Consider the following 26,424-nt stretch of genomic DNA (forward strand, 5'->3'; position numbering starts at 1 on the left):
CGGCCCAGAACAGACCGCTCGGTTGGTATTCTATTGCGCTGTGCGCTTTGAAATTCAATTACTGCTTTTCACAATTTCCATAAAATCAGATTCAGGCATGATTTCAACACCTTTTGACCGGGCGGATTCAATCTTCTTGGCTCCGACCTTACTTCCGCAAACCAGAAAATCTGTTTTGCCGCTTACGGAAGTCTGAACCTTTGCCCCAAGGCGACGGGCCATGGCCTGCATGTCCTCGCGGCTGCCCTGCTCCATCTTTCCGGTGAACACAATCCCTTTTCCTTTAATGGGACTGTCCACAGATTCGGTCTCTTTGATCAATGGAGTTCGCCTCAGATTGAACCCTGATTCAATCATGTGCCTGATAGTATCACTGATCAGAGCAATACCTTCCGTCACTGAACGGCTGGTTATATCTCCGAACCCATGAAGTTCTGCCAACTGCTCCCGTTTGAGATCGATCACATCTTCAAGTTTGAAATGTCCAAGCAGTTTGCGGCTGTCCGCCTTACCCAGATCAGGAATACCGAATGCAGCCAGAAAACGCCAATCGTCAGTTTCCTTTGTCCGACTTATGTAAATCGCCTCGGCAAGGTTGCTGGACTGAATGGGGCCGAAACCCAGCTTTCTGAAATCTTCCTCACCCATTTCATAAACCGATTCAAGAGTATTATATCCCGCGGCAACAAGCTTGGCGATGGTCTTCTTTCCAAACCAATCCGCATTTCCCAAGGTTTTGAACCAATACTCAAGACGTTGCTCAACCCTTGCCGGACACTTGAAATCAGGACATTTGAGAAAATCATTCTGCCAGAAAAGCTCCGCCCCGCAGGAAGGACATTTATCCAGCAACTCAACTTCTTCGGCGGGCTTGATGACTTCCTCAAGCTTGGGAATAACTTCTCCGCTGCGGATGATCCTGATCACCGCCCCCCTGCCGATGGACTGGTCCCGGAGCATGCCTGCGTTGTGCGCAGTAACATTTCTTATGGTTGCTCCAGACACGGGAACAGGCTTTACCTCCATCACCGGAGTAACCGCTCCCATGCGTCCCACCTGCCAGCGTACTGCTTCAACTTCTGTAACAGCGGACTCACCTTTTTTCTTAATGGCTATCTGCCAACGGTAGTGATGCGCTGTCGCCCCAAGGGCTTCCTGAACTGCAGTATCCATAACTTCCGCCACCATACCATCAAGCGGATAATCCGAAGCTTCCCAGAGTTCATCGGTTATTTGCCAGACATCACGGACAAGTTCATCTCCACTCACGACCTTTTTCGGCAGTGTGTTATAGGGAACAAACCGCACGGCTTCGTCCTGAAGGGCCTGTTTTGATGCTTCATTCACATTGTCAGAAGTAACAATGCCGACAACCATATTACGCGGATGCTCAAATACCCCGACAAGGTGCTCATTGAAATATTCCATACTGCAGACGATCTCGCCTACACCCTGTCCACGTCCGCCTACTGGAATTATTCCCTTGGCGAATGCGCTTGAGATCTCATAACCGACCTCGCCATTACCACGGGTCGCGAAAATTTTTCCGTCATCACGAGCTGCCAGACCATCCAGTTTGGGGGTTACACGATATTTAACATCCCTTATCCCGAGAGTCCGGGCTTCTTTTTCCACTCTTTTGACAAAACGTTCAAGTTCTTCTGCGGAATAGGCTTTTTCGGTTGATAACATGGGTCTGGGATGTCTTACTTCAACCTTTCCACTGAATTTTTCAGGCTCAACTTTGTTCAGGAAGGGGTGATCAGGAGCCAACTCTCTCAACTCTTCTGTCAACTCGTCATACCGTCCATCACTGATGGTCGGCATTCCACGCCTGTAGGCTTCATTGTGTTTTTCAAGAAGCCTGACAAGTTCTTCGATCTTTTTACTATCTTTGTTGTTCATTATTTAAATTGATTACTGATTAAGAGGGACATGTAATTGTGAAAGTCCACAGAAAAGGCAATTAATTTTACCGAAAATTATAATTCAACCAGTCGAAAAGAATCAGAAAAGGGACTCTTTTGCCAAAGGGGCCGCACATTGTAAAGCCCTGAACATTAATCATTACCGCACTCAGCCTGAACCTGACTCCTCACCCCCGGGAACGAAGAACAGATATCTAAAAAGGCTCAAAGAGTGGTGTAATTACTTTTTACCCAGATTATGCTTGTGGACAATAACGTCCACTTCATCCATTGTAACAAGCCCCTCAGTCATGTTTTCAGCAAGAAAGGATTTAAATTTTTCAATTTTATCTGCCACGTCAATGATCTCAATAATTAACGGGAGATCTTCGGAAAGGCGAAGAATTGAAGTAGTGCGGACCTGACTGTTTTCTCCGTAGCCCATCACACCTCTGTACACGGAAGCTCCGCAAATACCCTGCTTACGGGCTTCTTCAACAATCACTTCATACAACGGCCGATGTTTTATACGATTTTCTTCACCGGTATAAATTTTGAGTCTTATGGCTTTCTCAGGTAAGGTCATAAATATTCTCCGCTACAGTTGAAATTATTCAGGATACTACGAAACGTCCAAGCGCCAAGCCCGCTATAACGCAGAGAAAACCCAACATGGTCTGTCCTCCAACATTAAGGGCAACCATAGGCCAGTTACCGGATTTGAGCAAAGCTGTCGTTTCAAACATATATGTGGAAAAGGTTGTAAACGCGCCCATGAATCCGGTAAGTATCAAGAGCCTCATTTCTGGTGGCAGGCCGAGCCTGTCTTCAAACAGGCCGGATACCAGACCGAAAAACAGACATCCAAGCATATTCACCGCGCAGGTTCCAAGTGGAAAAGGAGTGTCGAACATACGCTGTACTGCACCGGATACAAGGTATCTACAAAGAGTTCCGGCTGCTCCGCCGGCAGCGATAAACAAATATTTCTGCATTTAATAATCCTCTAAAATCACTCAATTCTAAATAATAAGTACCACTTAAAATCAAGAGAGAAAAGCTTAATGGCACTGGAAACTGAACTCAAATATCTCAATGCCGACCATGATAAAATCAGATCCGTTTTACAGAAGAACGGAGGTAAAAAACTGACCCGCCATTATGAACGTAATATGGTTCTGGATGATAATGGACGCACGCTTTACAAAAGATCGGCCCTTCTGCGGGTCCGTCAGGCCGATAAAACAACCATGACTGTAAAGCGTATCCCCACATCAATCAAAGAAGGTGCGGCAAAAGTATATATCGAGCATGAAACAGAAGTCTCAAGTTTTGAAGAGACTATATCCGCTCTGGGAGTCCTGGGCTACTCTCCCGTTTTCAGGTACGAAAAGATACGGGAAGAATGGCTGTTTTGTGAATGCCACATCTGTATGGACACCCTTCCCTTCGGAAATTTCATCGAAATAGAAGGGGAAGAGGATAAGATACTCCTCTGCGCCTCACAGTTGGGGCTTGCGAATAAAGATTCATGCAAAAAAACATATCACGAGCTAAACCGTGACATGCGTAAGGAAAAAGGCCTCCCCGAAGATGAAAATTTCGTATTCACACCGGATGAAATCCAAAATCTTCTCTAAACAAAATTTCATATTTTCTATATGTTAGAAAAAATCTAACATAAAAAAGGATAATTCTTCCTCGACAGGTGGGGAAATTATTCTTATTGTTAACTACAGTCAAACAGATAAAAAATTTCAAACATAAGAAAAAATGCCAGATTACATAGAAGAATTTGAGTCAGATGTTCTGCTTGAGGACGAGCTTAAAGAACCCAGGAAGTACCGCGTTCTGCTTCATAATGACGACTACACTTCCATGGAGTTCGTTGTTGCCGTGCTGATGCAGGTTTTCAGAAAAACTGAAGAGGAATCCACAGAGATTATGCTCAAGGTCCATAATGACGGAGTCGGTGTCTGTGGAGTTTATACGGCAGAAGTTGCTGAAACACGCGTTGAAATGGTCCGACAGCTTGCAAAGCAGGCAGGCTATCCGCTGAAATGCACAATCGAAGAGGTCTAGTATGCTCAGTAAAGCATTGGAACAAGCACTGACTTCTGCGGTTAATGAAGTCAGACTCAGAAATCATGAATTTCTTACCCTGGAGCATCTGCTCTATGCAATCATCCAGGAAGATGTCGGCGCAGATATAGTCGCAGGATGTGGCGCGGAAATTATTAAGCTCAAAAGTCAACTCGAACGTTTTTTTGATGAAAACCTCGAACCTCTGCCGACAGGTGTGGATACCGAAGTAATCCAGACCCTCGGTGTCAGGCGCGTGCTTCAAAGAGCAATCTGGCAGAAAAAAGCTGCCGGAAAAGATGTTGTTGAAGTTGGTGATGTAATTGCTGCCATGTTTGAGGAAGAAGATTCATACGCAGTTTATTTTCTCAAAACGCACGACATTTCCAGACTCGATATCCTTGAATACATCTCTCATGCCATGAGCGAGGGGGACTGGGCCGAAGGCCTTGATATAAGCCCGAGCCCCAAGCACGGACCGGGAGGTCCGGGACCTGCCCGAGAATCAAATCCCGGTGGGGGCCAGGATGAAAAACAATCCCCCTTGGAAGAATTTACTACTAATCTTACCCAGCGTGCGAGAGACGGCAAAATCGATCCGCTGATCGGTCGTGATAATGAAGTTGAAAGAACACTTCAGATATTGGCCCGCAGACGCAAGAACAACCCGATCTTCGTCGGAGATCCGGGTGTTGGTAAAACAGCGATGGCCGAGGGGCTTGCCCTTGCAATAGCTAATGGCAATGTTCCGAAAGCTTTCGAAAACACCGATGTCTACGCCCTTGATATGGGAGCCCTGCTCGCGGGGACCAAGTACAGGGGAGATTTCGAGTCACGCCTCAAAGGTGTGCTTGCTCAACTCAAACACAAGGAAGGAGCAATCCTTTTTGTGGACGAGATACACACTATCGTGGGAGCCGGTGCAGTAAGCGGCGGATCAATGGATGCATCCAATATCCTGAAGCCCTTTCTCGCATCAGGGGAAATTCGCTGTATCGGAGCTACCACCTACGAAGAATATAAAAATCATTTTGAAAAGGACCGCGCCCTTTCACGCAGGTTCCAGAAAATCGATATAACAGAGCCTTCCGTGGAAGAAACAATTGAAATTCTAAAAGGCCTGAAACCCTATTACGAAGAACACCATAAGGTTGTCTACGCTCCATCAGCCGTGAAAGCTGCTGCTGAACTTTCAGCCCGACACATCAATGAAAGATTCCTTCCGGACAAGGCTATCGATGTCATTGATGAAGCCGGGGCTTTCTACGGACTCAGCCAGCGCAAGCGCAAGGGAGACCGCATCCTTGTTTCCGATGTGGAAAAAGTCATCTCCAAGATGGCCCGTATTCCAGCCAGACGCATAACGATGTCCGACCGCACAAGGCTGCAGGAACTTGATGCTAATCTCAAATCTGTGGTTTTCGGTCAGGATGAAGCAGTTGACACCATCGCAAAGGCTATCCTGCGTTCACGCGCAGGCATGAAACAGGTTGGCCGCCCCACCGGTTCTTTCCTGCTTACCGGGCCGACCGGAGTAGGTAAAACAGAACTGGCCAGACAGCTTGCCAATACCATGGGTGTTCATTTCATGCGTTTTGATATGAGTGAATACATGGAGAAACACGCTGTTGCCCGACTCATCGGCGCGCCTCCTGGCTATGTCGGTTTCGATCAGGGCGGACTGCTCACTGAAGGAGTTCGTAAAAATCCGCACTGCATCATCCTCTTTGATGAAATAGAAAAAGCGCATCCCGATGTGTTCAACATTCTGCTGCAGGTCATGGATTACGCAACCCTGACCGACAATAACGGACGGAAAGCCGACTTCAGGCATGTTGTTCTCCTCATGACCTCCAACGCAGGAGCTCGTGAGATGGCCAAGGGCGGAATTGGATTCGGAGCAAGCGTAAAAGGCGGTGACGACAAGGGCCGCGGGCTCAAAGCTGTGGAGAAGATCTTCAGCCCTGAATTCCGCAACAGGCTCGATGCAATAGTATCCTTCAACTCTCTGCAGATTGAAGTTATGGAACTCATCGTTGAAAAATTTATCAAGGAACTCAACAACCAGCTGATTGATAACAAGGTTGTTGTAGAACTTGATAAAAAATCCAGACGCTGGCTTGCTGAAAAAGGACATGACCCTGCTTACGGTGCACGTCCAATGGCAAGGCTCATCCAGACATCCATAAAGGATGAAATTGCGGATGAGATATTGTTCGGCAAACTGGTTAAAGGCGGAACAGTTAAAGTCTCAACAAAGAAAGAAAAAGATAATGATGAAGAGATCCTAAGCTTTAAATTCAAGAATTAATACAACAGAAAACAGCAATGACCACCTACAAAGCCCTGCTCCCCGGAGCAGGGCTTTTCTTAGAAAATCAATAAAAATATATTCACAGCTTGATAACAAAAACATGGTCAAAAGAGTAAACAGGATCCTCAAAAATATTGATAGCGGTTTAAAAATATAAAATAAGATAAGCCTGTTTCAATCTCTCTATTGCCAAAATTTCTCAAAAGTTTATTATTAAGTATCAGGTTTTAACGAGGATTTTTTATGGTAGTATACAGATTGATAGAAGACCCGGTTTTCCCTCATCCGGAAGAAGCAGAACCGGACGGTTTGCTCGCGGTAGGTGGCGACCTCAGCCCTGAACGGCTTTTATCCGCTTATGCGGCTGGTATTTTCCCCTGGTACGATGAAAATTCCCCCATACTCTGGTGGTCACTTGACCCCCGTTTGGTTCTTTTCCTCGATAAGCTGCATATCTCAAGAACTGTGAAGAAGAAAATTAAACAGAATGGATATACAGTGACCCTTGATCGGGCTTTTGAAAGCGTAATAACCAACTGTGCGAAAAAATTCAGACCGGGACAGGCCGGGACATGGATTGTACCTGAAATGATAGAAGCCTACATCAAGCTTCACAAACTAGGATTCGCGCACAGTGTAGAAGTATGGAACTGCAAAGGAAATCTGGCGGGAGGACTTTACGGAATTTCACTGGGAAAAGTATTCTCGGGAGAATCCATGTTCTTTCTTGAGCCTGACACTTCCAAGATAGGTTTTTCCTATCTGGTACAGTTTCTCAAAAACCGGGAATTTCATTTCGTGGACTGCCAGCAGCCCACTGACCATCTGAAATCGCTCGGAGCTGAGGAAATGCCCCGTTACGAGTTTCTGGATCTGCTGGATGAAGCTCTGGAGTATCCTGCCCTGCGTGGACAATGGGAGTACATGCCCGGAGAATACAAAATCATCACAGACTTTCTGTGCAGCTGATGTCGGCAGAGAATCCCTGCCGACATCAGCTTTTATCAGTCTAACTGCTGCTGTCGTGCTCTCTGGTTTCCACCAGCGGACGGTGTGCGCCCAGATTATAAAGTCCCCGCAGGGCAAAAGGCAGATCAAAATGAGGAATCTTTTCAAACTTGATTAGCCCGATATCTTTTCCTTCTGAGATGGAAGAAAGCGGCGGGAGGCCACTTGGCACAGGAAATTCCATCGGCGTAGCAAAAATTGATTCAAGTCTTGAGGAGTAGTGCTCCTTGAGATAATCAATCACCTGATCCCTTTCCTCTTTGGTAAAAGACTCAAGAACTACTTTACGGTCTTTGTTCTCATCAGGAACAGCATCGAGGGTGGCCGGACTGCCGAAAACATTGTCCCAGATGATCTCACCTTCATCTTCGGGAGCCCAATCGGGCCGGAACAAATGGACTTCCACTTCACGGCGTCCTTTAAAACTGCGAATCACCATTGATACAGCATATCCTCTTTTGATAGGGATCTCCCCGTTTTCAACCTGGATTATAGGAATCATTGCTACCTCGCGGAATGAATGTTTTAATATACTGGTCAAATTGCTTATCACTTTTACATAACTATTTTAATTTAACAGCACAAGTCGGGAAACGATCAGAATGTCAGGTAAATTTGAACTTGTCAGTGAATACACTCTCAAAGGCGATCAGCCCGAAGCGGTAAAACAGCTTACGGAAAATATACAGCACGGAATTCAGGACCAGATACTGCTCGGTGCAACCGGTACAGGTAAAACATTTGCCATGGCCAATGTGATTAAGGAGCTGAACAGGCCTACACTTGTCATGGCTCCAAACAAGACCCTTGCCGCCCAGCTTTTCAATGAATTCAAAGCCCTTTTCCCGCATAACGCAGTTGAATACTTTGTAAGCTATTACGATTACTACCAGCCGGAAGCATACCTGCCCCACTCCGATACCTATATTGAAAAAGATTCATCCATTAATGATGATATCGATAAACTCCGGCACTCGGCAACCCATGCCCTGCTGACCAGAAGAGATGTACTGATCGTGGCTTCTGTTTCATGCATTTACGGACTTGGTTCTCCGGAATTCTATGCCCGTATGATCATACCTGTTGAAGAAGGACAGGAAATGTCCATGGAGCAGCTTATGGAAAGGCTGGTCGAAGTTCAGTACGAACGTAACGACTACGATTTCCACCGCGGGACCTTCAGAGTCAGAGGAGATGTCATCGAGATTATCCCGGCCTACAGCCGTGAACAGGCTTTACGGATTGAATTTTTCGGAGATGAAATTGATTCGATTCTGGAAACCGATCCGCTGACGGGCGAAGTCACAGGCCGAAGGCGAAAAACTGTCATCTACCCCGCAAGTCACTTTGTCTCGGATAAAGACAACCTTGAGCGTGCCCGGGAAGACATCAGAAACGAACTTTCTGAAACTCTCCGAAAATTTAAGGAAGAAAACAAGCTTGTTGAAGCCCAGAGGCTTGAACAGCGCACAATGTACGATCTCGAAATGATTGAGGAGATCGGGTACTGCAACGGCATCGAGAACTATTCCAGACACCTGGACGGCCGTAAGGAAGGTGATCCCCCGGCGACTCTGCTCCACTATTTCCCTGATGATTTCCTGCTTTTCATGGATGAATCACACATCGCCGTCCCACAGGTAGGCGGCATGTATAACGGGGACCGTTCCCGCAAAACCACTCTGGTAAATTTCGGATTCAGGCTGCCCTCGGCACTTGATAACCGCCCTTTATGCTTTGAAGAATTTCTGGATCAAATAGGTCAAACAGTTTATGTGTCAGCAACACCGGGACCATGGGAAATGGAACGGGCGCAGGGGCTTGTTGTAGAACAGATCATCCGCCCCACCGGATTGCTTGATCCCGTGGTTGAGGTCCGCCCGGTCAAAGGACAGATGGATGATATTCTCGCGGAATGCAAAGAGCGCGAAAAGAAAAACGAAAGAGTCCTGATCACCACCCTTACCAAGAGGATGGCTGAAGACCTGACTGACTATTTCAATCAGATGGGGGTTCAGGCCAAATACCTACACTCTGATATTGATACTATGGAACGAATGGCAATCATTCAATCCCTTCGAGCAGGAGAATTCACGGCACTGGTCGGCATCAACCTGCTTCGAGAAGGACTCGATATCCCTGAAGTTTCTCTGGTAGCTATACTTGACGCGGACAAGGAAGGTTTTCTGCGTTCAACACGTTCACTGATCCAGACCTTCGGACGAGCCGCACGAAATTCGGAAGGAAGAGTTTATCTTTACGCTGACACGGTAACCCGTTCCATGCGTACTGCCATGGATGAGACTGAACGCCGCCGCCAGAAACAGATTGATCATAACGAAAAACACGGAATCATCCCGCAGACCATATCCAAATCACTGGATAATATGCTGGGAACATTGTACTCTGACACATGGTCTGGCGGCGAAGTCAAGATTGCCGCAGAAGAAGCCGAAGAGTACGGCCTTGATCCTGCCAAAATGGAAAAAGAAGTGCGCCGAATGGAAAAAGACATGCGTAAATTCGCCGCAGAACTGGAATTTGAAAAAGCCGCGGAGCTCCGGGACCGTATACAACGGCTCAGGGAAAAAATTATCAGTCTGGGATAGACTGAATAAACAACGGACTGTCAGGAATGCAATCCAAATCCATATTTGTAAAAATGCTGCGCCTCCGCAGAGACCTGGGAATGTTCTGGGGGCTCATATCCGGTTTCATATATATGACACTGGTCTTCGTGGGCGGCATTGTCGGTTATATGTGGATTGAAGGCTGGAATTTTCTGAACAGTTTCTACATGGTAGTAATCACCCTCTCCACCGTAGGGTTCATGGAAGTTTTACCCCTGTCAGATAACGGCAGAGTATTTACTTCGCTCCTTATCCTCGGGGGAGTCGGTGGCTTTGCATATTTAATCGGCGCATTTTCGCAGCTGCTGGTGGAAGGAAGGCTGCAAGCTATTCTCGGGAGACGAAGAATGCAGAAAACTATCGGAAAGCTCAGAGACCACATAATTGTCTGTGGTTACGGAAGAATAGGAGCTATTGTAACCAAAGAAGTCATGTCCGAAGGACTGGAAGTTGTGGTTATTGAAAACAATCCGGAGCTTATTGCAAATATGGAAGCTGCCGGAGTAGCATGCATTGAGGGCGATGCCACAAGTGACGAAATCCTTAAAATGGCCGGACTCGATAATGCGAAGACTCTCATAGCAGCTCTTTCCGATGAAGCTGCAAATGTCTATGTAACTCTCATTGCACGCCAATCCAATTCCATGCTTAACATCATAGCACGCGGAAATGACACCACAAGTATTTCAAGGCTGGAATTTGCCGGTGCAGACCGGGTGGTACTCCCCCACACTATCGGTGGAATACGCATGGCCCAGTCTGTCCTTCGTCCGACTGTAACCAACTTTCTTGATATTGCCATGCGCGGTAAAATCGATCTTCAGATGGAAGAGTTGTTTGTTTCAACAGACTCCGAGCTGGTCGGGCAGGATCTCATCGAATCTAAAATCAGACCACGCTTCAACCTCATTATCATTGCCATCCGCAAAGGTTCCGGGGAAATGGTTTTCAACCCAGGTCCCAAGGAAGTAATAGAGGCCGGAGACACCCTGCTTACAGTAGGTAAGAACTCCGACCTCTCGGCTATCGGCAAAATTCTGTAATTTCTATCTGGCCTGCGCCAACACTTCACTGGGAATTCTATTCAAGGAAGCAACCTTGCGCACACCTCCGGCTTTGATGGCTTCCTGAGGCATACCGAAGACTACGCATGATGCTTCATCCTGTGCGATTGTATACGTCCCGGCATCATGCAGTTCCTTCATCCCCCTTGCTCCGTCATCTCCCATGCCGGTCATGATCACAGCAACGGCGTTCTTTCCTGCACTGGAAGCGCCCGAGCGAAAAAGAACATCTACTGAAGGCCTGTGTCGGCTGACAAGAGGACCATCCTTGATCTGTACATAATACCGGGCTCCGGAACGCTTAACCAGCATGTGTTTATTTCCGGGCGCAATTAAAGCCTGTCCCCGCAAAAGACTGTCTCCATCCGAGGCTTCTTTGACGTTTATCTGGCAGATTGTATTAAGCCGTGAGGCGAAAGCGGCAGTAAATTTTTCAGGCATGTGCTGAACAATGGCAATAGCCGGGCAATCCCGGGGCATACGGGTAAGAAAGCTCTGTACGGCCTCAGTTCCACCGGTGGAAGCTCCGACCAGAACGACTTTTTCAGTTGTCTGGAGAGCTGCTCCCGGCCGGGCTTTGGGAAGAACAGCGTCAGCATTAAGCTTGGGCTGAACATTCATAGGCCTTGAGGATAGCTTTTTAGGGCGCGCCAGTGCTGCTGCTTTGACAACATCACACACTCTGATACTTGACTCTTCAAAAAACTGTTTTGTACCTATTTTAGGCTTGGTGATAACATCCACAGCCCCATATTCAATGGCACGCATATAGCTTTCAGAACCTTCAGCCGTGAGCGTCGAGCATATAACAACTGGAACCGGATGCTGGCTCATCAGCTTACGAAGAAATGTGAGTCCGTCCATCCTGGGCATTTCAATATCAAGCGTGATTACATCGGGAACGACTCTCTTCATAATCTCAGCCGCAGCAAAAGGATCTCCGGCGCATCCTACTATCTCAATGGAAGAATCAGTTTCAAACAACTTCTGCAAGGCCTGACGAACCAACGCGGAATCATCAATAATCAACACTTTCGTCTTCTTCATAGCTTTAAACCTTCTGGTAAACGGTGGGAGCGATCTGCCTCACAGGAAGATCCATTCCTGAAATACTTTCTGAATGTCCAATAAATAGATAGCCTCCTCTCTGCAGCCGTTCACTAAATTTCTTGAACAGCTTCTCCTGTGTGGCCCGATCAAAATATATAACAACATTTCTACAAAAAATTATATCCTTCTGATCTTTGAATGGAAAAGGCTCCATAAAGTTAAGCCTTCTAAAATCTATTTTCCTGCGCAAATCCGGTGCAATCCGAATGAGCCCCTTGCTTTTGTCCTTGCTTTTCAGAAGATATTTTTTCTTCAAAGCCATCGGGATAACTTCAACCTTGCTCATGGGGTAAACAGCATTCATAGCCTTGCGCAGAATATCCGTGGAAATATCCGTTGCCAGTATGGAAAACTTCACATCCTTATTTCTAGATGCAAATTCACTGAGAACCATCGCAATGGTGTAGGGTTCTTCACCACTCGAACAACCCGCAGACCATATTTTGAGAGGGCGGCTGGTTCTTCTAATAAGATCGGGAAGAACAGTGCTTAACATCAATTCAAAATGCTTAGGTTCCCGAAAAAAGTCAGTGGTATTCGTAGTGACCACATCAATAAGCTGTGTAAGCTCTCTTTCAAATCCCCCGGGACTGAACAAAAAATCACAATATTCCGCATGAGAACTGAACCCCAGAGCCCTCAACCTTTTTTGAAGACGGGCTTCAAGCATTGTCTTCTTTGAAGGTGGCATCTTAATGCCGAATTCTCCTTTGATAAGGGAACTGAATTTCTGGAAATCAGAATCTTTCATTCTCGCAGTTGAAGAAACCGGAGAAACGTCTTTTTCATTTTTATCTTTCATCAGTGACATCAACCTGCAGCTTTAATTTCAGCCAGTACGGTCCGGAACAGTTTCGGGATATCCAGAATGAGTGCCAGAGTTCCATCACCTTTGATCGTGGCTCCGGAAATACCTTCAACATCACGATAAACACGTCCAAGACTCTTGATAACGGTCTGGTGCTCGCCGATAACAGTATCCACAACAACACCCACACGGTTTCCGTCCATCCCGGTTATCACTATCTGCTCTATTTCAGGAGATTCACCCTCAATATCAAACCATTCCCGTATCCGTATATAAGGTACTATTTCGCCTCGAAGATTGACAAACTGCTGGCCGTTGGCGTCCTCCACATCTTTACGGGTAAGCTCGACGCATTCTTCGACCAGTGAAAGAGGTATCACGTAATAACCGTCTTCAACCCGCACCTGCAGACCGTCAATAATGGCAAGAGTTAGCGGTAATCGGATGGTTATGACTGTTCCTTTCCCTTCCTGACTGTCAATGTCGATACTGCCTCGAAGGGAATCAATCGCCCGTTTCACAACATCCATTCCGACCCCTCGCCCGGACACATTTGTCACACTCTTGGCTGTGGAAAAACCGGGCTCGAAAATCAGGTTGAAGAGTTCATTGGAAGTAAGTTCTTCGTCAGCGGCAATAAGTCCCTTCTCCACGGCTTTTTCGCGAATAGCCTCCTTGGACATCCCTTTGCCGTCATCCTCAATGAGAATCATTACGTCTCCGCCGGAATGCTCAGCTGAAAGAGTAATGGTTCCCCTGCCGGGTTTTCCTTTAGACTTCCGCACATCGGGAGTTTCTATACCATGGTCAATGGAGTTGCGCAGAAGATGCACCAGAGGATCTCCAAGCCTTTCGATAACGGTTTTATCAAGCTCAGTTTCAGCTCCGTTAGTATGAAGATCAATTTCCTTACCCAGATCTTCCGAAAGGTCACGGACAAGCCGCCTGAATTTACTGAAAGTTGTTCCTATGGGCAGCATTCTGATCCCGAGAGTACTATCCCTGAGCTCATCTGAAAGCCGCTCAAGCTCCTCGGACAAAGCAGTGAGGACAGGATCATTTTTTTCGCCTACCACCTGACTTATCTGGGCTTGAACAATTACAAGTTCGCCAACCAGATCCACCAGATAATCCAGTTTATCCGCGGCTACTCTTATTGAAGAAGAAACATCGGCTTTCTTCCTGTTTGAGCGAAAATCCTTTGCGGCGGCCTGTTCAGCAAGAGCGCTGTCAACTTTATCCTTGGTAACAACCCCTTTCTCAGCCAGCAACTCACCAAGAGGCTTCTGATCCGCCAGAACTTTCTCAATTGCCTCAATCGGGACATCACCTCTTGCGACAAGAATTTCACCAAGTTTCTTGGGAGCCTTTATGATAGCAGGAGCATCGTCTTCCGAATCATCCTCAAATTCATCTTCCTGATAATCTTCATCGACCTGGCGGACTTTCACTGAAACCGGAACATCAGTGAAAAAAAAGATCTCTTCAATTGAAAGACTATCCACATCGCTTTCAAACAACACATCCCACCAGTTCTGACCTTTCCCTTCCTTTGCGGAATGAAAAACTTCCGAACGGATACGACCTATTTCACCAAGTTGCTCCATGAGCGGGGCAAGGGCTTCTCCGCTGACATCCCGCCCAGAATCAGCTGTAATTGCGATCTGGTATAATTTTAATGATTTTCCATCACCAGAGAAAACTTCTTTATCTGGGGATATGGGAGAAACCTTAGTTGCAGCGGACTTTCGTGCACTTTCTTCGGCTTTACCCTGCTGCTCAGTTGTTTGAGTTGCAACAACATCCTCACCACCGGAAGCAATTTCTTTGAGCCCTTCCAGAATACTCTCGCCTACAGCGAAATCCCCTTCACCGGACGGTGATTCCAGCATAGAAAAAATATGATCCCGTGAAGACAGAGCAAGGGAAAGCAGTTCTTTGCTTATCGGAAGTTCTCCGTTTCTGACCTGATCGAAAACGGTTTCAACTTCGTGGGTAAATTCTGCTATGGCTTCAAATCCAAACATGGACCCGGAGCCTTTTATTGTGTGAAGAGCCCGAAACACCCTGTTGATAACATCCATGTCATCGGGGACTTCCTCAAGTTCTAGGAGTGAAGTCTCAAGTTCTCCAAGTAATTCATAGGCTTCTTCCTTGAACACTTGAGTAGTCATATCATCAGACATACGGAAACTCCCGGTCAAATTTATATTCTTCTAAACATACTTATTTTTAAACATTTAATTTATTTATTTCAAGAATTATCACCAATAAGACAATAAAAAAAGACCCTCAGCGTAATAAAGGGTCTTTTGTTTTGTTGAGCGGCTAACAACGCCACCCGCCAGAAGTATTTCAGTATACTTAAAAATTACTATATCTAAATTTTCTTTCGCCTTGCGAGCATTCTTAAAGCCTTGCGTTTTCTGTAGCGGCGGACAAAATACAGGGCAATAAAATAAGCCGCCACGGATAAAGGAATACTTAAAACAAAGCCTCCGAAAATAAGGATGGTCAATCCCTGCCATCCAATATCCATAAAATCTGTCACCTGCCATGAAGTCGGGTCAAATTTAACATCCAGAGGCAGCAGGAACGAACCTATTTTATATTGAACGTAGTAGAAGAGAATCCAGTTGAAAGGATTTGAAATCCAGGTGGCTACAGCTGCGGCAACCTTGCTGCTCCGGGTACAGAAAGCGGCGGCGACAGCGATAACCGTCTGCAGCGGCAAACCGGGAATCACAGGAAAGCAGCCCCCGAAAACACCGCACGCAACGCCCATCGCAATATAATACGGCGATGCGTTGATCCTCATTATCTTGAGATAATGAAGCCTTAAAAGCCGCTTAACCTTAGACATTCTGCTGTATTCTTTTGACATCAATATACCTGTAAAAGCAAAGTTAAGCCCCTCCCCATGATCCCTCAAGGGGCTGAGCCAGATGCCTGGATAACCCGGCACAACTATTTGATGAAATGCAAACCGGAACTGATAGTCCTGCATGCGTCAAGATGGCTCTTAATAATTTTTTATACTTTAAAGAGCAAGAAGAACCGGCACTCCTTTTCACCAAAAAGTCGGTATTGACTGACTAAAACTCAAAAGTACACAACAAACACTACTCAAGCACGTCAAAACTGTGAAACTTCATTACAAATCCGGCCCTGCCCTGAGTTGAAGATCTAAGGTCGGTTGAAAATCCAAACATATTCCTGAGAGGAGACAGGGCCTGTACAATTTTCTGGCTGTTGCGGTCTATCATATTTTCAATCCGCGCTCCCTTAGAACCCAGAAGCCCGATAACATCGCCCACAAATTCATCCGGTACAGACACCTCAACATCCATGATCGGCTCCATCAATTTGGGTGACGAATCTTTGAGCGCAGTTTTGACAGCCCGCCCCGCTGCCATATGGTAGCCCGGAACACTCGATTCACCGTCACGCCTGCGCATTTCCAGAACGCGAACCTTGATATCCTGTACCGGAAAACCCTTGATCACCCCGCTCTGCAAAGCGTCATCAATACCTTCAGCAACAGCGTCCATCCAATCAGAGGGCCACTGTTCAGGATCTATTTCAAAAACTATATCACGACCAGCCCCGCGTTCAAGAGGTTCGATTCCAAGCTTCACAAAACCATAATGCATGTCCTCACCAAGCTGCCTGTTGAACTCCTCAGAAGCTTCAACAGATTTTCCGGGAACCTCCTGATAAACAACCTGAGGATTACCGGCCCTTGGATCAAGCTTGTATTCCCGGCGAAGGCGGTCCAGAACAACCTCTAGATGCAGTTCACCCATTCCTGAAAGAATAATCTGCCCGGTATCTTCATCAGTATTTAGAGTAAGAGTTGGATCTTCCTGAAGGTATTTCTCAAGCACTTCTTCCATTTTTTCTGATTCTTCAACATTTCGGGGTTCTATTGCCAGCGAAATAACAGGACGGTAAAGCTCTATCTGTTCAAGTACAATAGGATTTTCACCGGTGGAAAGGGTATCTCCGGTGCGTACGCCCTTCAGCCCGGCTACTGCGACTATGTCCCCTGCTCCGGCAATATCAATCCTCTCCTTCCTGCCAGCATGCATCCTGAACAGGCGGGCCATCCTTTCGGTGGTTCCCTGAGTATAATTAGTAACAGTATCTCCCGGCTCTATCCTTCCGGAATAAATACGAATGAGTACCATTTTACGCCCGGCGTCCATAACAACTTTAAACGCAAGAGCCTGAAAAGGACCGGAAGCAACAGGCTCCACCTCTCTTTTAACACCTGTGTTAGGGTCGATCCCCACAACATTGGGCGCTTCAAGAGGACTTGGCAGATACTTGCATACGCCGTCCATCAAGGGCTGTACGCCCACATTCTTAAGGGCAGAACCCGCAAAAACCGGAACAATTTTGAGATCCAGAGTCGCTTTGCGGATTACGGAATCAATGTAGTCCTGATCTAAATCATCATCCAGATAGCGCTCCATGAACTCATCATCTATCTCAGACAATGTATCGCACATTCTTTCTCGCCATGGAGTTGCAAACTCTCTATCATCATCAGACATATCGACTATTTCAAATTCTTCGCCGTAGACATCCTGATTGAATACAAGTTTCTTCATCCGCACAATATCATATACTGCCGAGAAGTCCTCACCGCCACCATTAGGGATCTGCACAGGCAACGAATTCACTTTCAGCTTGTCAGCCATTGAGTCCAGCACAGCATGAAAATCGGCACCGAGGCGGTCCATCTTATTTATAAAAACAAGCTTGGGGACCTTATAATTCTCACTCTGCCTCCATACCGTCTCGGATTGCGGTTCTACTCCTCCGACAGCACAGAACACACCGACTGCACCGTCGAGCACCCGCAATGATCTTTCAACTTCAATTGTGAAATCAACATGCCCGGGAGTATCAATGATATTGATCGTATTTTTGTCCCAGAAACATGTCGTGACAGCAGAGGTTATGGTTATCCCTCTGTCCTGTTCCTCGGGCATATAATCCATAGTGGCGGTCCCTTCATGAACCTCGCCAAGCCTGTGAATCTTACCCGAAAAATAGAGCATACGTTCAGTGACGGTGGTCTTACCCGCATCAATATGAGCTATAATTCCGATATTTCTTATTTTACCGATACCTTTCGCGGAGAAATCAGGCTTAACAGTCACAATACACCCCCCAGTAGTAAAATTTATTCAGCAGCAGTCAAAGCAGTAGATTCCTGCATGAAATAAGAAGAGTTCAAACCGTTCCAGATCCAACAGCCCTCCTGTCCATGAGCCAGAACAGTACGGCATGAAAGCAAAGTCTCACCAACAAACTCGGGTGGGACAACCGCGGCATCTGCCTGAATTGTATCAAGAGACTCTTCATCTATTTCAACAAAATCAACATCAGGATGCGCAAACTTCAGAACATCCATTGCGGGTGAATCTTCATCTTTACAGACACATATACTCGAAATGTAAGGTCCTCGCCAGTATTTCACTGATTGAGGACATATCAGATTATTCTCGCTGCCCCGCATATCTATAATTGCCCCGGTAGATCTGTTTTGACTGAGAGATCCTACCAGTTCGTCAAGCTGTGATGTATCAAGACGAACCACATCTTCCTGTCCTGCCAGTTCGAGCCCGGCAAGAATCGATGCCGGAATATCTCCATCGCCTTCAATTATTACCATCACGTTTGAAACACCGGCAGCCAGTGCAGGAACAAGTGCGGCCAACAGCCGTACCGGAGATACACTCTCGCAATCTACCAACATCACGGTCCAGTCCAAAGGCGACCTTGCTATCTCTGTCTCAAATCCCCCACGCCAGGTATCAACCGTCCAGCTTTTCAGGGGACAACACGGGGAATTGATCTCAAAAACCTGAGCAATTGTTTTCTTAAGCCAAGCCCTTAAATGGGGTTCCGTAGATTCATAAGCATTGGCAAAAAAGGCATCTTCCAACTGATAATCAGAAAGCCACTCGGGAAAAGCAAACATTTCATTCTCCATGTATTCTGTACTAAAAAGACCCGGCAGACGTAGCCTGCCGGGTCTTTTTTATAATGGTAAAATAAGTATATTACAACCAGTTAAACAGCTCTTTCCAACTGCCCTGCAATTTTTCGCGCTCATCCTGAGACAGGGTTTTCTGATATTCATAATATGCCATTTCAGCCTGCTTCATGGCATATTTCTGAACCTTGGGAAGATCCTTGAAACTCCTAACAACGTAAGCATATCTCTTCCATGCCGAACCGTATTTTTCTGATCGCCAGAAAAAATCAGCAATGTAAAGCTCATGGTCGGCAAGGGTTCGCCTGCACTTTACGATATATTCCTTGGCTGCCTTTCCATATTCTGAATCCGGATAAGCTTCCTCGACCCTGTAAAAATACTCAAGGGCCTCAGTAACGTTCGACTGAGGACGATCGATGGAACTGAAAATATTGAAATTGCTCAGACCTATCTGGAAAAGGACATATGGGATTTCCTCACTCCCCGGATGAAGAGCGGCAAATTCCTTGTAAGCCTCTGAAGCATCAAAATATTTCTTATCGAGAAAATACGCATCACCAAGGCTTACTTCAGCCTTTACGGTGTACGGACTGAAAGGATAACGATCCTTAAGTTTGGAAAAATACTCGGCGGCATCATAATAATCCTTTTCCTTCATCGCCTCAACACCGGCTTCATAAAGCTCCTGTGCTGTGTCTTCCGGCTTTGGAACAAAGTAGTAGTCAATGACACCGCAACCACTGACACTTAAAAGGAGAAAGGAAACTAAAACAAATGATAAAATTCTGATTCGCATTATTTATGTTCCAGATACGCATAGGCAGCAGTGGCTGCTGTCGCGCCGTCACCTACTGCGGTAACAATCTGTCTGCATTTTTTGGATCTGATATCTCCGGCGGCGTAAATGCCCGGAATAGAGGATTCCATTTCGCAGGTTGTTTTAATAAACCCGAACTTATCAAGTTCAAGTTCTTCAGGAAAAAATTTACAGACGGCATCAAAACCTACAAAGATAAAAACACCGTCAACATCCAGCACTGAATAATCCCCGGTCAGGGTGCTTTTAAGTTCGACACCCTTAACTTCGTTATCCCCAACAATCCGGGAAACCACGGAATTCAGTACAGGTTCAATGACCGGGTTGTCGAGACATTTATCTCGAAAAACTTTATCAGCCCGGAACTGATCCCTGCGATGCACAAGATACAGCTTCTTAACCAGCTTGGAAAGATAGATAGATTCCTCAAGGGCGGAGTTCCCCCCCCCGATTACGGCAACAACTTTATCTCTGAAGAAATTGCCATCACAAAGTGCGCAATATGAAACGCCGCGTCCCAACAGCTTTTCTTCATTAGGAACTTTCAATTTTCTGAATGTAACACCGGAAGCAATAATTATCACTCTTGTCCGGATATGCTCACCTTCAATAACAACCTCATGAAATTCTTCACCGGTTATTATCTGATCCACCTGACCGAGACGGTGCTCGAATTCATAAAGTTTAACATGCTCCGCCATTCTGTCTGCCAGTTCATAACCTCTAATTCCTTTAGGAAATCCGGGGTAATTCTCCAGCTCGTCAGTAAGGAGCATCTGTCCGCCGTGAGATAGCTTTTCAACGACAAGAAAATCAACTCCTGCCCTTGCAAGATAAAGGGCGGCCGCCATTCCGGCAGGGCCGCCCCCGATGACTACGGCGTCATAAGAATTCATCTTTTACAGAGCCTTACTGCTGATCATTTCCTTAATGCTGCTTTTGGAAACTGCACCGGTGGTCTGGTCTACGACTTCACCGTCTTTAAAAAGAATAAGAGTGGGAATAGCACGGATACCATACTTACCGGGGGAAGTAGGGTTGTCATCAACATTCATTTTGCAGATCTTAACCTGACCTGCAAACTCTTCGGAGAGTTCGTCAATAACAGGTCCCATTGCACGGCAGGGGCCACACCAAGGTGCCCAGAAATCAACCAGAACAGGCTTGTCGCTATTGAGAACTTCTTCTTGAAAATTGGAATCGGATACCTGCAAAGCCATGATTTTCTCCTTGTTACAGTATTCAGGTAGCTGTGCCTGAAAGACACATTGTTATCTCTTCAAACAAATTGCTGCAGCCTGCAGCATTTCAGTTTCAGAAAATAATTGCCGCGTCCTTTTGTGTCAAGAGGACCGACAATTATATTAGGTCCAGTATATTTAAATAGTAACTGTCCTTTGTCGCAATGGCAATACCTACTTGCAACAATCAACAGTCACAAATCCAGTCAGAAGGGACAATTCTTCCCCTGGGGATTGCCTCCAGATCTAGGTCATGCCTGCAACCTGATTTTGCCATCAGGTATCCTGCATAAGCTATCATCGCTCCATTATCAGTACACATATGCAGTGATGGAAGCACAAGAGGAATGGAAAAGCGGTCCGCCACTCCGGACATCACAGACCTTACAACCGAATTGGCAGCCACCCCGCCCGCCACGATCAGGGAATGGACCCCGTTATTGCGCTCAAGAGCTCTGACAATTTTGGTTTCGAGTGTTCGGGCCACAGTATAGTTAAATGAAGCAAGCATATTATTGCGTAATTGCGTCACACTGTCCTTTTCCGAATCCGGATCAGGCATACCCATTACATCCATACGCAATTCAGGGTGCTTATTCACATAGTTGGCAACCGCAGTTTTAAGACCGCTGAAACTGAAATCCAGATTATCATTATTTATATATGGAACCGGAAATAATTTCTTGTCCACTGTACCCAACTGCCCGAGGTCATCAACAAGCTTGCCTCCTGGATATGGCAGATTGAGAGATTTAGCTGTCTTATCAAAAGCTTCTCCGGCGGCATCATCAAGAGTTCTGCCAAGCAGAGTAAACTGTGTGGGGCTTTCAATCAGGTAAATATGTGTATGGCCACCGGAAACCAGCAATCCAAGAGAAGGAAAGACCAAATCCTGTTCAAGACCTGCCGCAGTCAAATGCGCCCATAGATGATTCACACCGATCAGCTTTGCTCCTGAGGAAAGGACAAGCCCCTTGGCGAAATTAAGCCCCATAAGGAGGCAACCCTGCAATCCCGGCCCTCTGGCCACCGAGACGACATCAATATCACTCATGGAAAGATTCTGTTCGGTCAGCAAATCATTCAGTAAAGCAGGAAGAACTCTTAAATGCTCACGGGAGGCAATTTCCGGCACGACACCACCGAACAAAGCATGAACATCAACCTGTGATGCCAGCTTTTCAGCAATAAGCTTACCGTTACGAACCAACGCGAGCCCTGTTTCATCACAGGAACTCTCAATACCAAGGCAGAGCATTAACCGTCATGCTCCTTGTATATTTCGCTGATGGTATCCACTTCGTGTTTTGACCCGATAAACAGGGGAACCCTCTGATGAAGATCATCAGGTATAATGTCCAAAATCCTTTGAGTTCCATCTGTCGCACATCCACCGGCCTGTTCAATCAGCATAGCCATAGGGGCGGCTTCACACATCAGTCTGAGCTTGCCGCGTGGTTTCTCAGGGTCACGATGGTCAGCAGGATACATGAATACCCCGCCATAGATGAGATTACGGTGGAAATCAGCCACTAGTGAACCTATGTACCGAAGGCTGTAAGGCTTTCCATGGATATTTTCATGGGATTTAAAATGGCTGATTACTTTTTTGGTGGCATCACTCCAGTAGGGCCAGTATCCCTCATTTACTGAATATATTTTGCCCTGCTCAGGAACTTTCATGTTTGGGTGTGAAAGAAGAAACTCACCGACACCGGGGTCAAGAGTAAAACCGTGCACCCCGTCCCCGGTAGTAAAGACAAGCATGGTTGAGGAGCCGTAAAGAATATATCCGGCCGCAACCTGTTCATCCCCCGGCTGAAGTACATCAGAGGACTGCACAGGAGTCCCGAGCTTACTTTTGCGGCGGTGAATGGAAAAAATAGTACCAATATTGACATTGACGTCAATATTGGAAGAACCATCCAGCGGATCGAAAATAATTATGTAGTTCCCCTGAGGGAGCCCATGCGGTATCTCGATGACATCTGCATTTTCCTCAGAGGCCATGGCGCACAGCACACCTGAGCGTGCCATCCGGTGGATCAGTATCCGGTTTGCATATTCGTCAAGCTTCTTAACTTCTTCACCCTGAACATTAACCTCGCCGGTGAATCCGAGCACATCAACCAGTCCGGCTTTGTTCACCTCTCTCGAGATGATCTTTGCAGAAAGGACAAGTTCATTGAACAGGTGTGTGAATTGGCCAGTTGCACCGGGTATTTGCTTTTGATGTAGTAACAGGTGCTCAGTAACAGTAATCTGCTGGGTCATCGATCCTCCTTAGGAATGTCCCTGCTGCGCAATTATCATGAAGTATACGGCTCTAATACCAGAAATTCAAATTGAGGACTAACTTTAAATTCAGAAAAAGAGAAAGCCGTCATCTTCATCAGCTTTCGAAACAGCTCTGGTAAGATAGACAATCTGTGTATCACCAATATAACGGGACAGCCACACATAACGAACATCGCCAGCAGTAACCACGCCACGCACGTTTTGATCAAGCAGGGAATCCCAGTCGATCTTGAGGAGGGCTTCCTTGTCGACCTGATCCGATCCTGTCCAGATCCCTCCACCGTCAGGCTGCATGATTATGAGCTTTTCAGGATCAGGACAAAAATTCAAAAGAATTCGAGGATCAAAATGGACAACAACCAGACCGCGAAAATCCGCATCCTTGAAAAATGGAGTACAAAGATACATCTCGGGGCCGAATTCGGAATAACTTACGAATGACTTCAGTTTGATTTCTGTCCAGTCCCCTTCATATTCAACCAGAGGGCCGGGCTTGAAAGGCTTAATGCTTGTTTCAGGGAGCTTGACCAGAATGCTTGCTTCATCATCAACAGTTAGGACGCCGCTGATCCAGGGATAGCGCATGAAAAGAAGCTTGAACCAGTTCTCATCAGGGTGTGTATCAACAGTCGAAAGCCGGTTGATCAGTGAAAGGATCTTTCCATCTACAGGAGTAAATAGAAGCGCAAGCTTGTTCTCATCCGGATTTTCAATTCCTCCACCCTTGAGGTTGATTTCGGGGTTTGGATCGACATAGTTCTGGGTATCATGCCAGACTTTACTACCGTATTCACATCCTGATGCAAGAGACAGCAGAGCCGCAACAGAAAAAAGTGCGACAGAGCGCACAACATTTTTTAGTTTCATATAAAAACCCGGACGCCGTGTGTAAACCACAGCATTCCATATCAGTGAATGATTTATGTTCAAAGGCCAGATTTAACGGTTGGCACGGGCTTCAAGGCGCCCGGCCAGAATCTCAAGGGTGCTCATCAATTTGCTCTTAGCGTGCTTGTGGTAAGGGTCAACCCTTTCTTCAACAACACCTGCATCGGAAGCACTATGAGCGTGACTGATCTTTTCAGAAATATCAGCCATAAATTTCATCAACTCTTCTCTTTCAACATCATCGGCTTTACATAACAGGTCGCGATAAATATCCAGAGCACCTTCAAGGTCGCCCTGAGCGGCAAGAACGTCCGCCATTGTTCTGGTCTTCAGACTCTTCATCACAACCGGGCTGGTAAGATCGTCATCCCCCCCGCTGTCACTCTCGGACCGCGCCACAGCCTCGGCTATCTCACGGGTAAGGGCCTCACCATCCGCTGCAGGCTCGGGTCGGGCAAACGCAGCCTGCTCATTGGAAATTTCACTGACGTCTGAGTCATCATACTTCTCACCGCCCGGAGCCTCTCTTTTATGATCGGCTGCGGGAGCTGTGCCGGTAAGCTGCTTTATACCCTCAGCCATAACATCGGACCAGGACATGGGAGAGCCGTGAAGGGCTGAAAACAGAAAGGCCATCGCGCCTGCGACATCAGCATTACCGTCAGAAACAGAATCTCCCCACATCCTCCAGAAGGACGGATATGACGAGAACATTCTGGTAAGTGGAGTAACCGCTGCCTTGGCTTCAGAATCCCTGCCGAGTTTGGCAAGGGTTTCCACCAGCAGCAGCCGAGCCTCAAGATAGTCCGGATGGCGATCCAGTCCCATCCTCAAAGTGGTAACAGCCTTTTCATGATTCCCCATCTCCACATAGAGGCGGGCGAGGGGAAAAAAGACTTTAGAGCTCGGTTCAAGTGCCAGAACTTCCTGATACCACTCAATCTTGCTTTGCATCTGAGGCTGCTCCCTGGGATTTATCCTTCCCGGTCTCCGGGAAGATGTACAAAACTTCGTTTTCTTTAACGTAATTCATCCGGCTGCGGATGATTTTTTCCTGATACGCACGGTCTGATTTAAGGCGGCGGATCTCTCGGCTGAGCTCAATGGTCCGGTTATCTGCAGCGTCGATTTTCCTTTCGAGCTCCTTAACCTTGTCATCAAGTTCCATATACCCGAAAAAACCCTGCTCACTCAGTCCGAGACGAATAATCAGCACGAGGTTGATAACAACCAGAAGTCCCAACAAAACTCTGCGACGCAGCATGAAATACCCTATTGCAGCCGCATAAACATTTTTCGGTCAGAATCAGCCTGTGCCAACGGCAGCTTGAGTTCCTGCAGGAAATTACCGGTAGCGGACTCGATCCTTTTGACCTCATCCTCGCTCACCTGAATTTTCTCCATTTTACTCATGAAACCTTTCAGCACCTCAAGTTCTGCGACGAAATTGCGGCTCAAATCCAGTTTCTCCAGCTCCTGTTCAAGTTCGAGAATGGTCTCGAGACAATTATTTAGCCTGAACATAAGGTTTTGTTTTTCTTGGCCGTTCATAATCTATCCGTGCTGGTTTTATTACAAAATTAAAATTTATTCGTTAGTTAACCAGACTTTGTGCAAATTGTACATATAATTAGCACCTGAAAATACAGTTAAAAAGAGCGCGATGTAAAGAATAACCGTACCGATCTGGTGCATATCCAACCCGAAATACGGGAAGTGAAGCAGCAAAGGACCAAGCGCAAAGCTCTGCATGACCGTTTTCAGTTTGCCGAATTTGTCCGCGGCAAGGACCAGGCCCATATCAACCGCAATCGCCCTCAAACCGGTCACAGCCAGCTCCCGACAGACAATTACTATAGTAATCCAGCCACTTACGTACCCCATATAACTAAGCATTATCAGAGTAGAACAAATCAGCAGCTTATCTGCGAGAGGATCAAGAAATTTTCCCAGATTGGTAACCTGATTACTGCGTCTTGCGATATAACCGTCAAAAAAATCAGTGAGGGAAGCTAAAAAGAAAACCAGTGCCGCAAGAAACATTGTGAACTTGTTCGGATAATAAAGAAGAACAACAATTACAGGAGCGGCAAAAATGCGGCCAAGGGTCAGCGAATTGGCAAGATTGAACATTGAGTATCCCGGGGTCGAAAAATTCGTTCTGTCAGGATGAAGCCATCCTGTAACCTGTGCTTAGTTTTTTAACCGGGAGGCAGCTGACTGCCCCCCGGAAATGCAGCTTGA

26 protein-coding genes are annotated in these 26,424 nt (G+C 46.5%); 6 read left to right on the forward strand and 20 right to left on the reverse strand.

What is annotated here, in order from left to right:
• Positions 1-54: 54 nt before the first annotated feature.
• From ACZ5PW_RS13185 to crcB, 3 genes are all read right to left on the reverse strand, one after another.
• Positions 55-1,905 (reverse strand): BRCT domain-containing protein, encoded by a 1,851-nt coding sequence (locus ACZ5PW_RS13185; protein WP_464554453.1) that lies wholly within the window; start codon positions 1,903-1,905, stop codon positions 55-57.
• A gap of 243 nt (positions 1,906-2,148) precedes the next feature.
• Positions 2,149-2,493 (reverse strand): DUF190 domain-containing protein, encoded by a 345-nt coding sequence (locus ACZ5PW_RS13190; protein WP_464554454.1) that lies wholly within the window; start codon positions 2,491-2,493, stop codon positions 2,149-2,151.
• A gap of 28 nt (positions 2,494-2,521) precedes the next feature.
• Positions 2,522-2,902: a fluoride efflux transporter CrcB gene (gene crcB, locus ACZ5PW_RS13195; RefSeq protein WP_464554455.1), complete on the reverse strand. Its 381-nt coding sequence runs from the start codon at positions 2,900-2,902 to the stop codon at positions 2,522-2,524.
• Positions 2,903-2,971: 69 nt separating this feature from the next.
• Between crcB and ACZ5PW_RS13200 the strand changes: the two genes are divergently transcribed.
• From ACZ5PW_RS13200 to aat, 4 genes are all read left to right on the forward strand, one after another.
• Positions 2,972-3,547, forward strand: a complete 576-nt coding sequence (locus tag ACZ5PW_RS13200) for a class IV adenylate cyclase (protein WP_464554456.1) — start codon at positions 2,972-2,974, stop codon at positions 3,545-3,547.
• Between the two features lie 133 nt (positions 3,548-3,680).
• The gene (clpS, locus tag ACZ5PW_RS13205; protein WP_464554457.1) at positions 3,681-3,989 is read left to right on the forward strand and encodes an ATP-dependent Clp protease adapter ClpS; all 309 of its coding nucleotides are present in this window, start codon (positions 3,681-3,683) and stop codon (positions 3,987-3,989) included.
• Between the two features lies 1 nt (position 3,990).
• Positions 3,991-6,300 carry an ATP-dependent Clp protease ATP-binding subunit ClpA gene (gene clpA, locus ACZ5PW_RS13210; protein ID WP_464554458.1) on the forward strand — a complete coding sequence of 770 codons (2,310 nt, stop codon included), beginning with the start codon at positions 3,991-3,993 and terminating at the stop codon, positions 6,298-6,300.
• Positions 6,301-6,546: 246 nt separating this feature from the next.
• On the forward strand, positions 6,547-7,272 hold the full coding sequence (aat, locus tag ACZ5PW_RS13215) for a leucyl/phenylalanyl-tRNA--protein transferase (RefSeq protein ID WP_464554459.1): 726 nt from the start codon (positions 6,547-6,549) through the stop codon (positions 7,270-7,272).
• Between the two features lie 40 nt (positions 7,273-7,312).
• Here aat and ACZ5PW_RS13220 read toward each other — a convergent pair whose 3' ends face one another.
• Positions 7,313-7,813, reverse strand: a complete 501-nt coding sequence (locus ACZ5PW_RS13220) for a hypothetical protein (protein WP_464554460.1) — start codon at positions 7,811-7,813, stop codon at positions 7,313-7,315.
• Positions 7,814-7,913: 100 nt separating this feature from the next.
• Between ACZ5PW_RS13220 and uvrB the strand changes: the two genes are divergently transcribed.
• On the forward strand, positions 7,914-9,920 hold the full coding sequence (gene uvrB, locus ACZ5PW_RS13225; protein WP_464554461.1) for an excinuclease ABC subunit UvrB: 2,007 nt from the start codon (positions 7,914-7,916) through the stop codon (positions 9,918-9,920).
• Between the two features lie 26 nt (positions 9,921-9,946).
• Positions 9,947-10,984: a potassium channel family protein gene (locus ACZ5PW_RS13230; protein WP_464554462.1), complete on the forward strand. Its 1,038-nt coding sequence runs from the start codon at positions 9,947-9,949 to the stop codon at positions 10,982-10,984.
• 3 nt (positions 10,985-10,987) lie between these two features.
• On the opposite strand, the gene ACZ5PW_RS13235 is transcribed toward ACZ5PW_RS13230, so the two are convergent.
• The 16 genes from ACZ5PW_RS13235 to pgsA form a co-directional block, all read right to left on the reverse strand.
• A complete protein-coding gene (locus ACZ5PW_RS13235) occupies positions 10,988-12,052 on the reverse strand; it encodes a protein-glutamate methylesterase/protein-glutamine glutaminase (protein WP_464554463.1) in 1,065 nt (354 codons plus the stop codon).
• 4 nt (positions 12,053-12,056) lie between these two features.
• Positions 12,057-12,926 (reverse strand): CheR family methyltransferase, encoded by an 870-nt coding sequence (locus ACZ5PW_RS13240; protein ID WP_464554464.1) that lies wholly within the window; start codon positions 12,924-12,926, stop codon positions 12,057-12,059.
• Entirely contained in the window at positions 12,926-15,109 is a 2,184-nt protein-coding gene (locus ACZ5PW_RS13245) for a chemotaxis protein CheA (protein ID WP_464554465.1), read from the reverse strand. Before ACZ5PW_RS13245 ends, ACZ5PW_RS13240 begins: the two co-directional genes overlap by 1 nt.
• Positions 15,110-15,303: 194 nt before the next feature.
• Positions 15,304-15,786, reverse strand: coding sequence for a DUF2062 domain-containing protein (locus tag ACZ5PW_RS13250; RefSeq protein ID WP_464554466.1), 483 nt, complete (start codon positions 15,784-15,786; stop codon positions 15,304-15,306).
• Positions 15,787-16,045: 259 nt separating this feature from the next.
• Positions 16,046-18,094, reverse strand: a complete 2,049-nt coding sequence (gene fusA / locus ACZ5PW_RS13255; protein ID WP_464554467.1) for an elongation factor G — start codon at positions 18,092-18,094, stop codon at positions 16,046-16,048.
• A 23-nt stretch (positions 18,095-18,117) separates the two neighbouring features.
• Positions 18,118-18,918 carry a hypothetical protein gene (locus ACZ5PW_RS13260; RefSeq protein ID WP_464554468.1) on the reverse strand — a complete coding sequence of 267 codons (801 nt, stop codon included), beginning with the start codon at positions 18,916-18,918 and terminating at the stop codon, positions 18,118-18,120.
• A gap of 82 nt (positions 18,919-19,000) precedes the next feature.
• Complete coding sequence (locus tag ACZ5PW_RS13265) at positions 19,001-19,732, reverse strand: outer membrane protein assembly factor BamD (protein ID WP_464554469.1); 732 nt, start codon at positions 19,730-19,732, stop codon at positions 19,001-19,003.
• Positions 19,732-20,649: a thioredoxin-disulfide reductase gene (gene trxB, locus ACZ5PW_RS13270; protein ID WP_464554470.1), complete on the reverse strand. Its 918-nt coding sequence runs from the start codon at positions 20,647-20,649 to the stop codon at positions 19,732-19,734. Before trxB ends, ACZ5PW_RS13265 begins: the two co-directional genes overlap by 1 nt.
• 3 nt (positions 20,650-20,652) lie before the next feature.
• On the reverse strand, positions 20,653-20,973 hold the full coding sequence (gene trxA / locus ACZ5PW_RS13275; protein ID WP_464554471.1) for a thioredoxin: 321 nt from the start codon (positions 20,971-20,973) through the stop codon (positions 20,653-20,655).
• A gap of 208 nt (positions 20,974-21,181) precedes the next feature.
• Complete coding sequence (tsaD, locus tag ACZ5PW_RS13280) at positions 21,182-22,252, reverse strand: tRNA (adenosine(37)-N6)-threonylcarbamoyltransferase complex transferase subunit TsaD (RefSeq protein ID WP_464554472.1); 1,071 nt, start codon at positions 22,250-22,252, stop codon at positions 21,182-21,184.
• Positions 22,252-23,268 carry a class 1 fructose-bisphosphatase gene (fbp, locus tag ACZ5PW_RS13285; protein ID WP_464554473.1) on the reverse strand — a complete coding sequence of 339 codons (1,017 nt, stop codon included), beginning with the start codon at positions 23,266-23,268 and terminating at the stop codon, positions 22,252-22,254. Before fbp ends, tsaD begins: the two co-directional genes overlap by 1 nt.
• Before the next feature lie 90 nt (positions 23,269-23,358).
• Positions 23,359-24,159, reverse strand: a complete 801-nt coding sequence (locus ACZ5PW_RS13290) for a hypothetical protein (RefSeq protein ID WP_464554474.1) — start codon at positions 24,157-24,159, stop codon at positions 23,359-23,361.
• 72 nt (positions 24,160-24,231) lie between these two features.
• Entirely contained in the window at positions 24,232-25,134 is a 903-nt protein-coding gene (locus ACZ5PW_RS13295) for a tetratricopeptide repeat protein (RefSeq protein ID WP_464554475.1), read from the reverse strand.
• Entirely contained in the window at positions 25,118-25,444 is a 327-nt protein-coding gene (locus ACZ5PW_RS13300) for an FtsB family cell division protein (protein ID WP_464554476.1), read from the reverse strand. The genes ACZ5PW_RS13295 and ACZ5PW_RS13300 overlap by 17 nt, the downstream gene beginning before the upstream one ends.
• An 8-nt stretch (positions 25,445-25,452) precedes the next feature.
• On the reverse strand, positions 25,453-25,731 hold the full coding sequence (locus ACZ5PW_RS13305) for a hypothetical protein (protein WP_464554477.1): 279 nt from the start codon (positions 25,729-25,731) through the stop codon (positions 25,453-25,455).
• Between the two features lie 36 nt (positions 25,732-25,767).
• A complete protein-coding gene (pgsA, locus tag ACZ5PW_RS13310) occupies positions 25,768-26,313 on the reverse strand; it encodes a CDP-diacylglycerol--glycerol-3-phosphate 3-phosphatidyltransferase (RefSeq protein WP_464554478.1) in 546 nt (181 codons plus the stop codon).
• Between the last annotated feature and the right edge of the window lie 111 nt (positions 26,314-26,424).

The organism is Maridesulfovibrio salinus, from assembly GCF_055394525.1.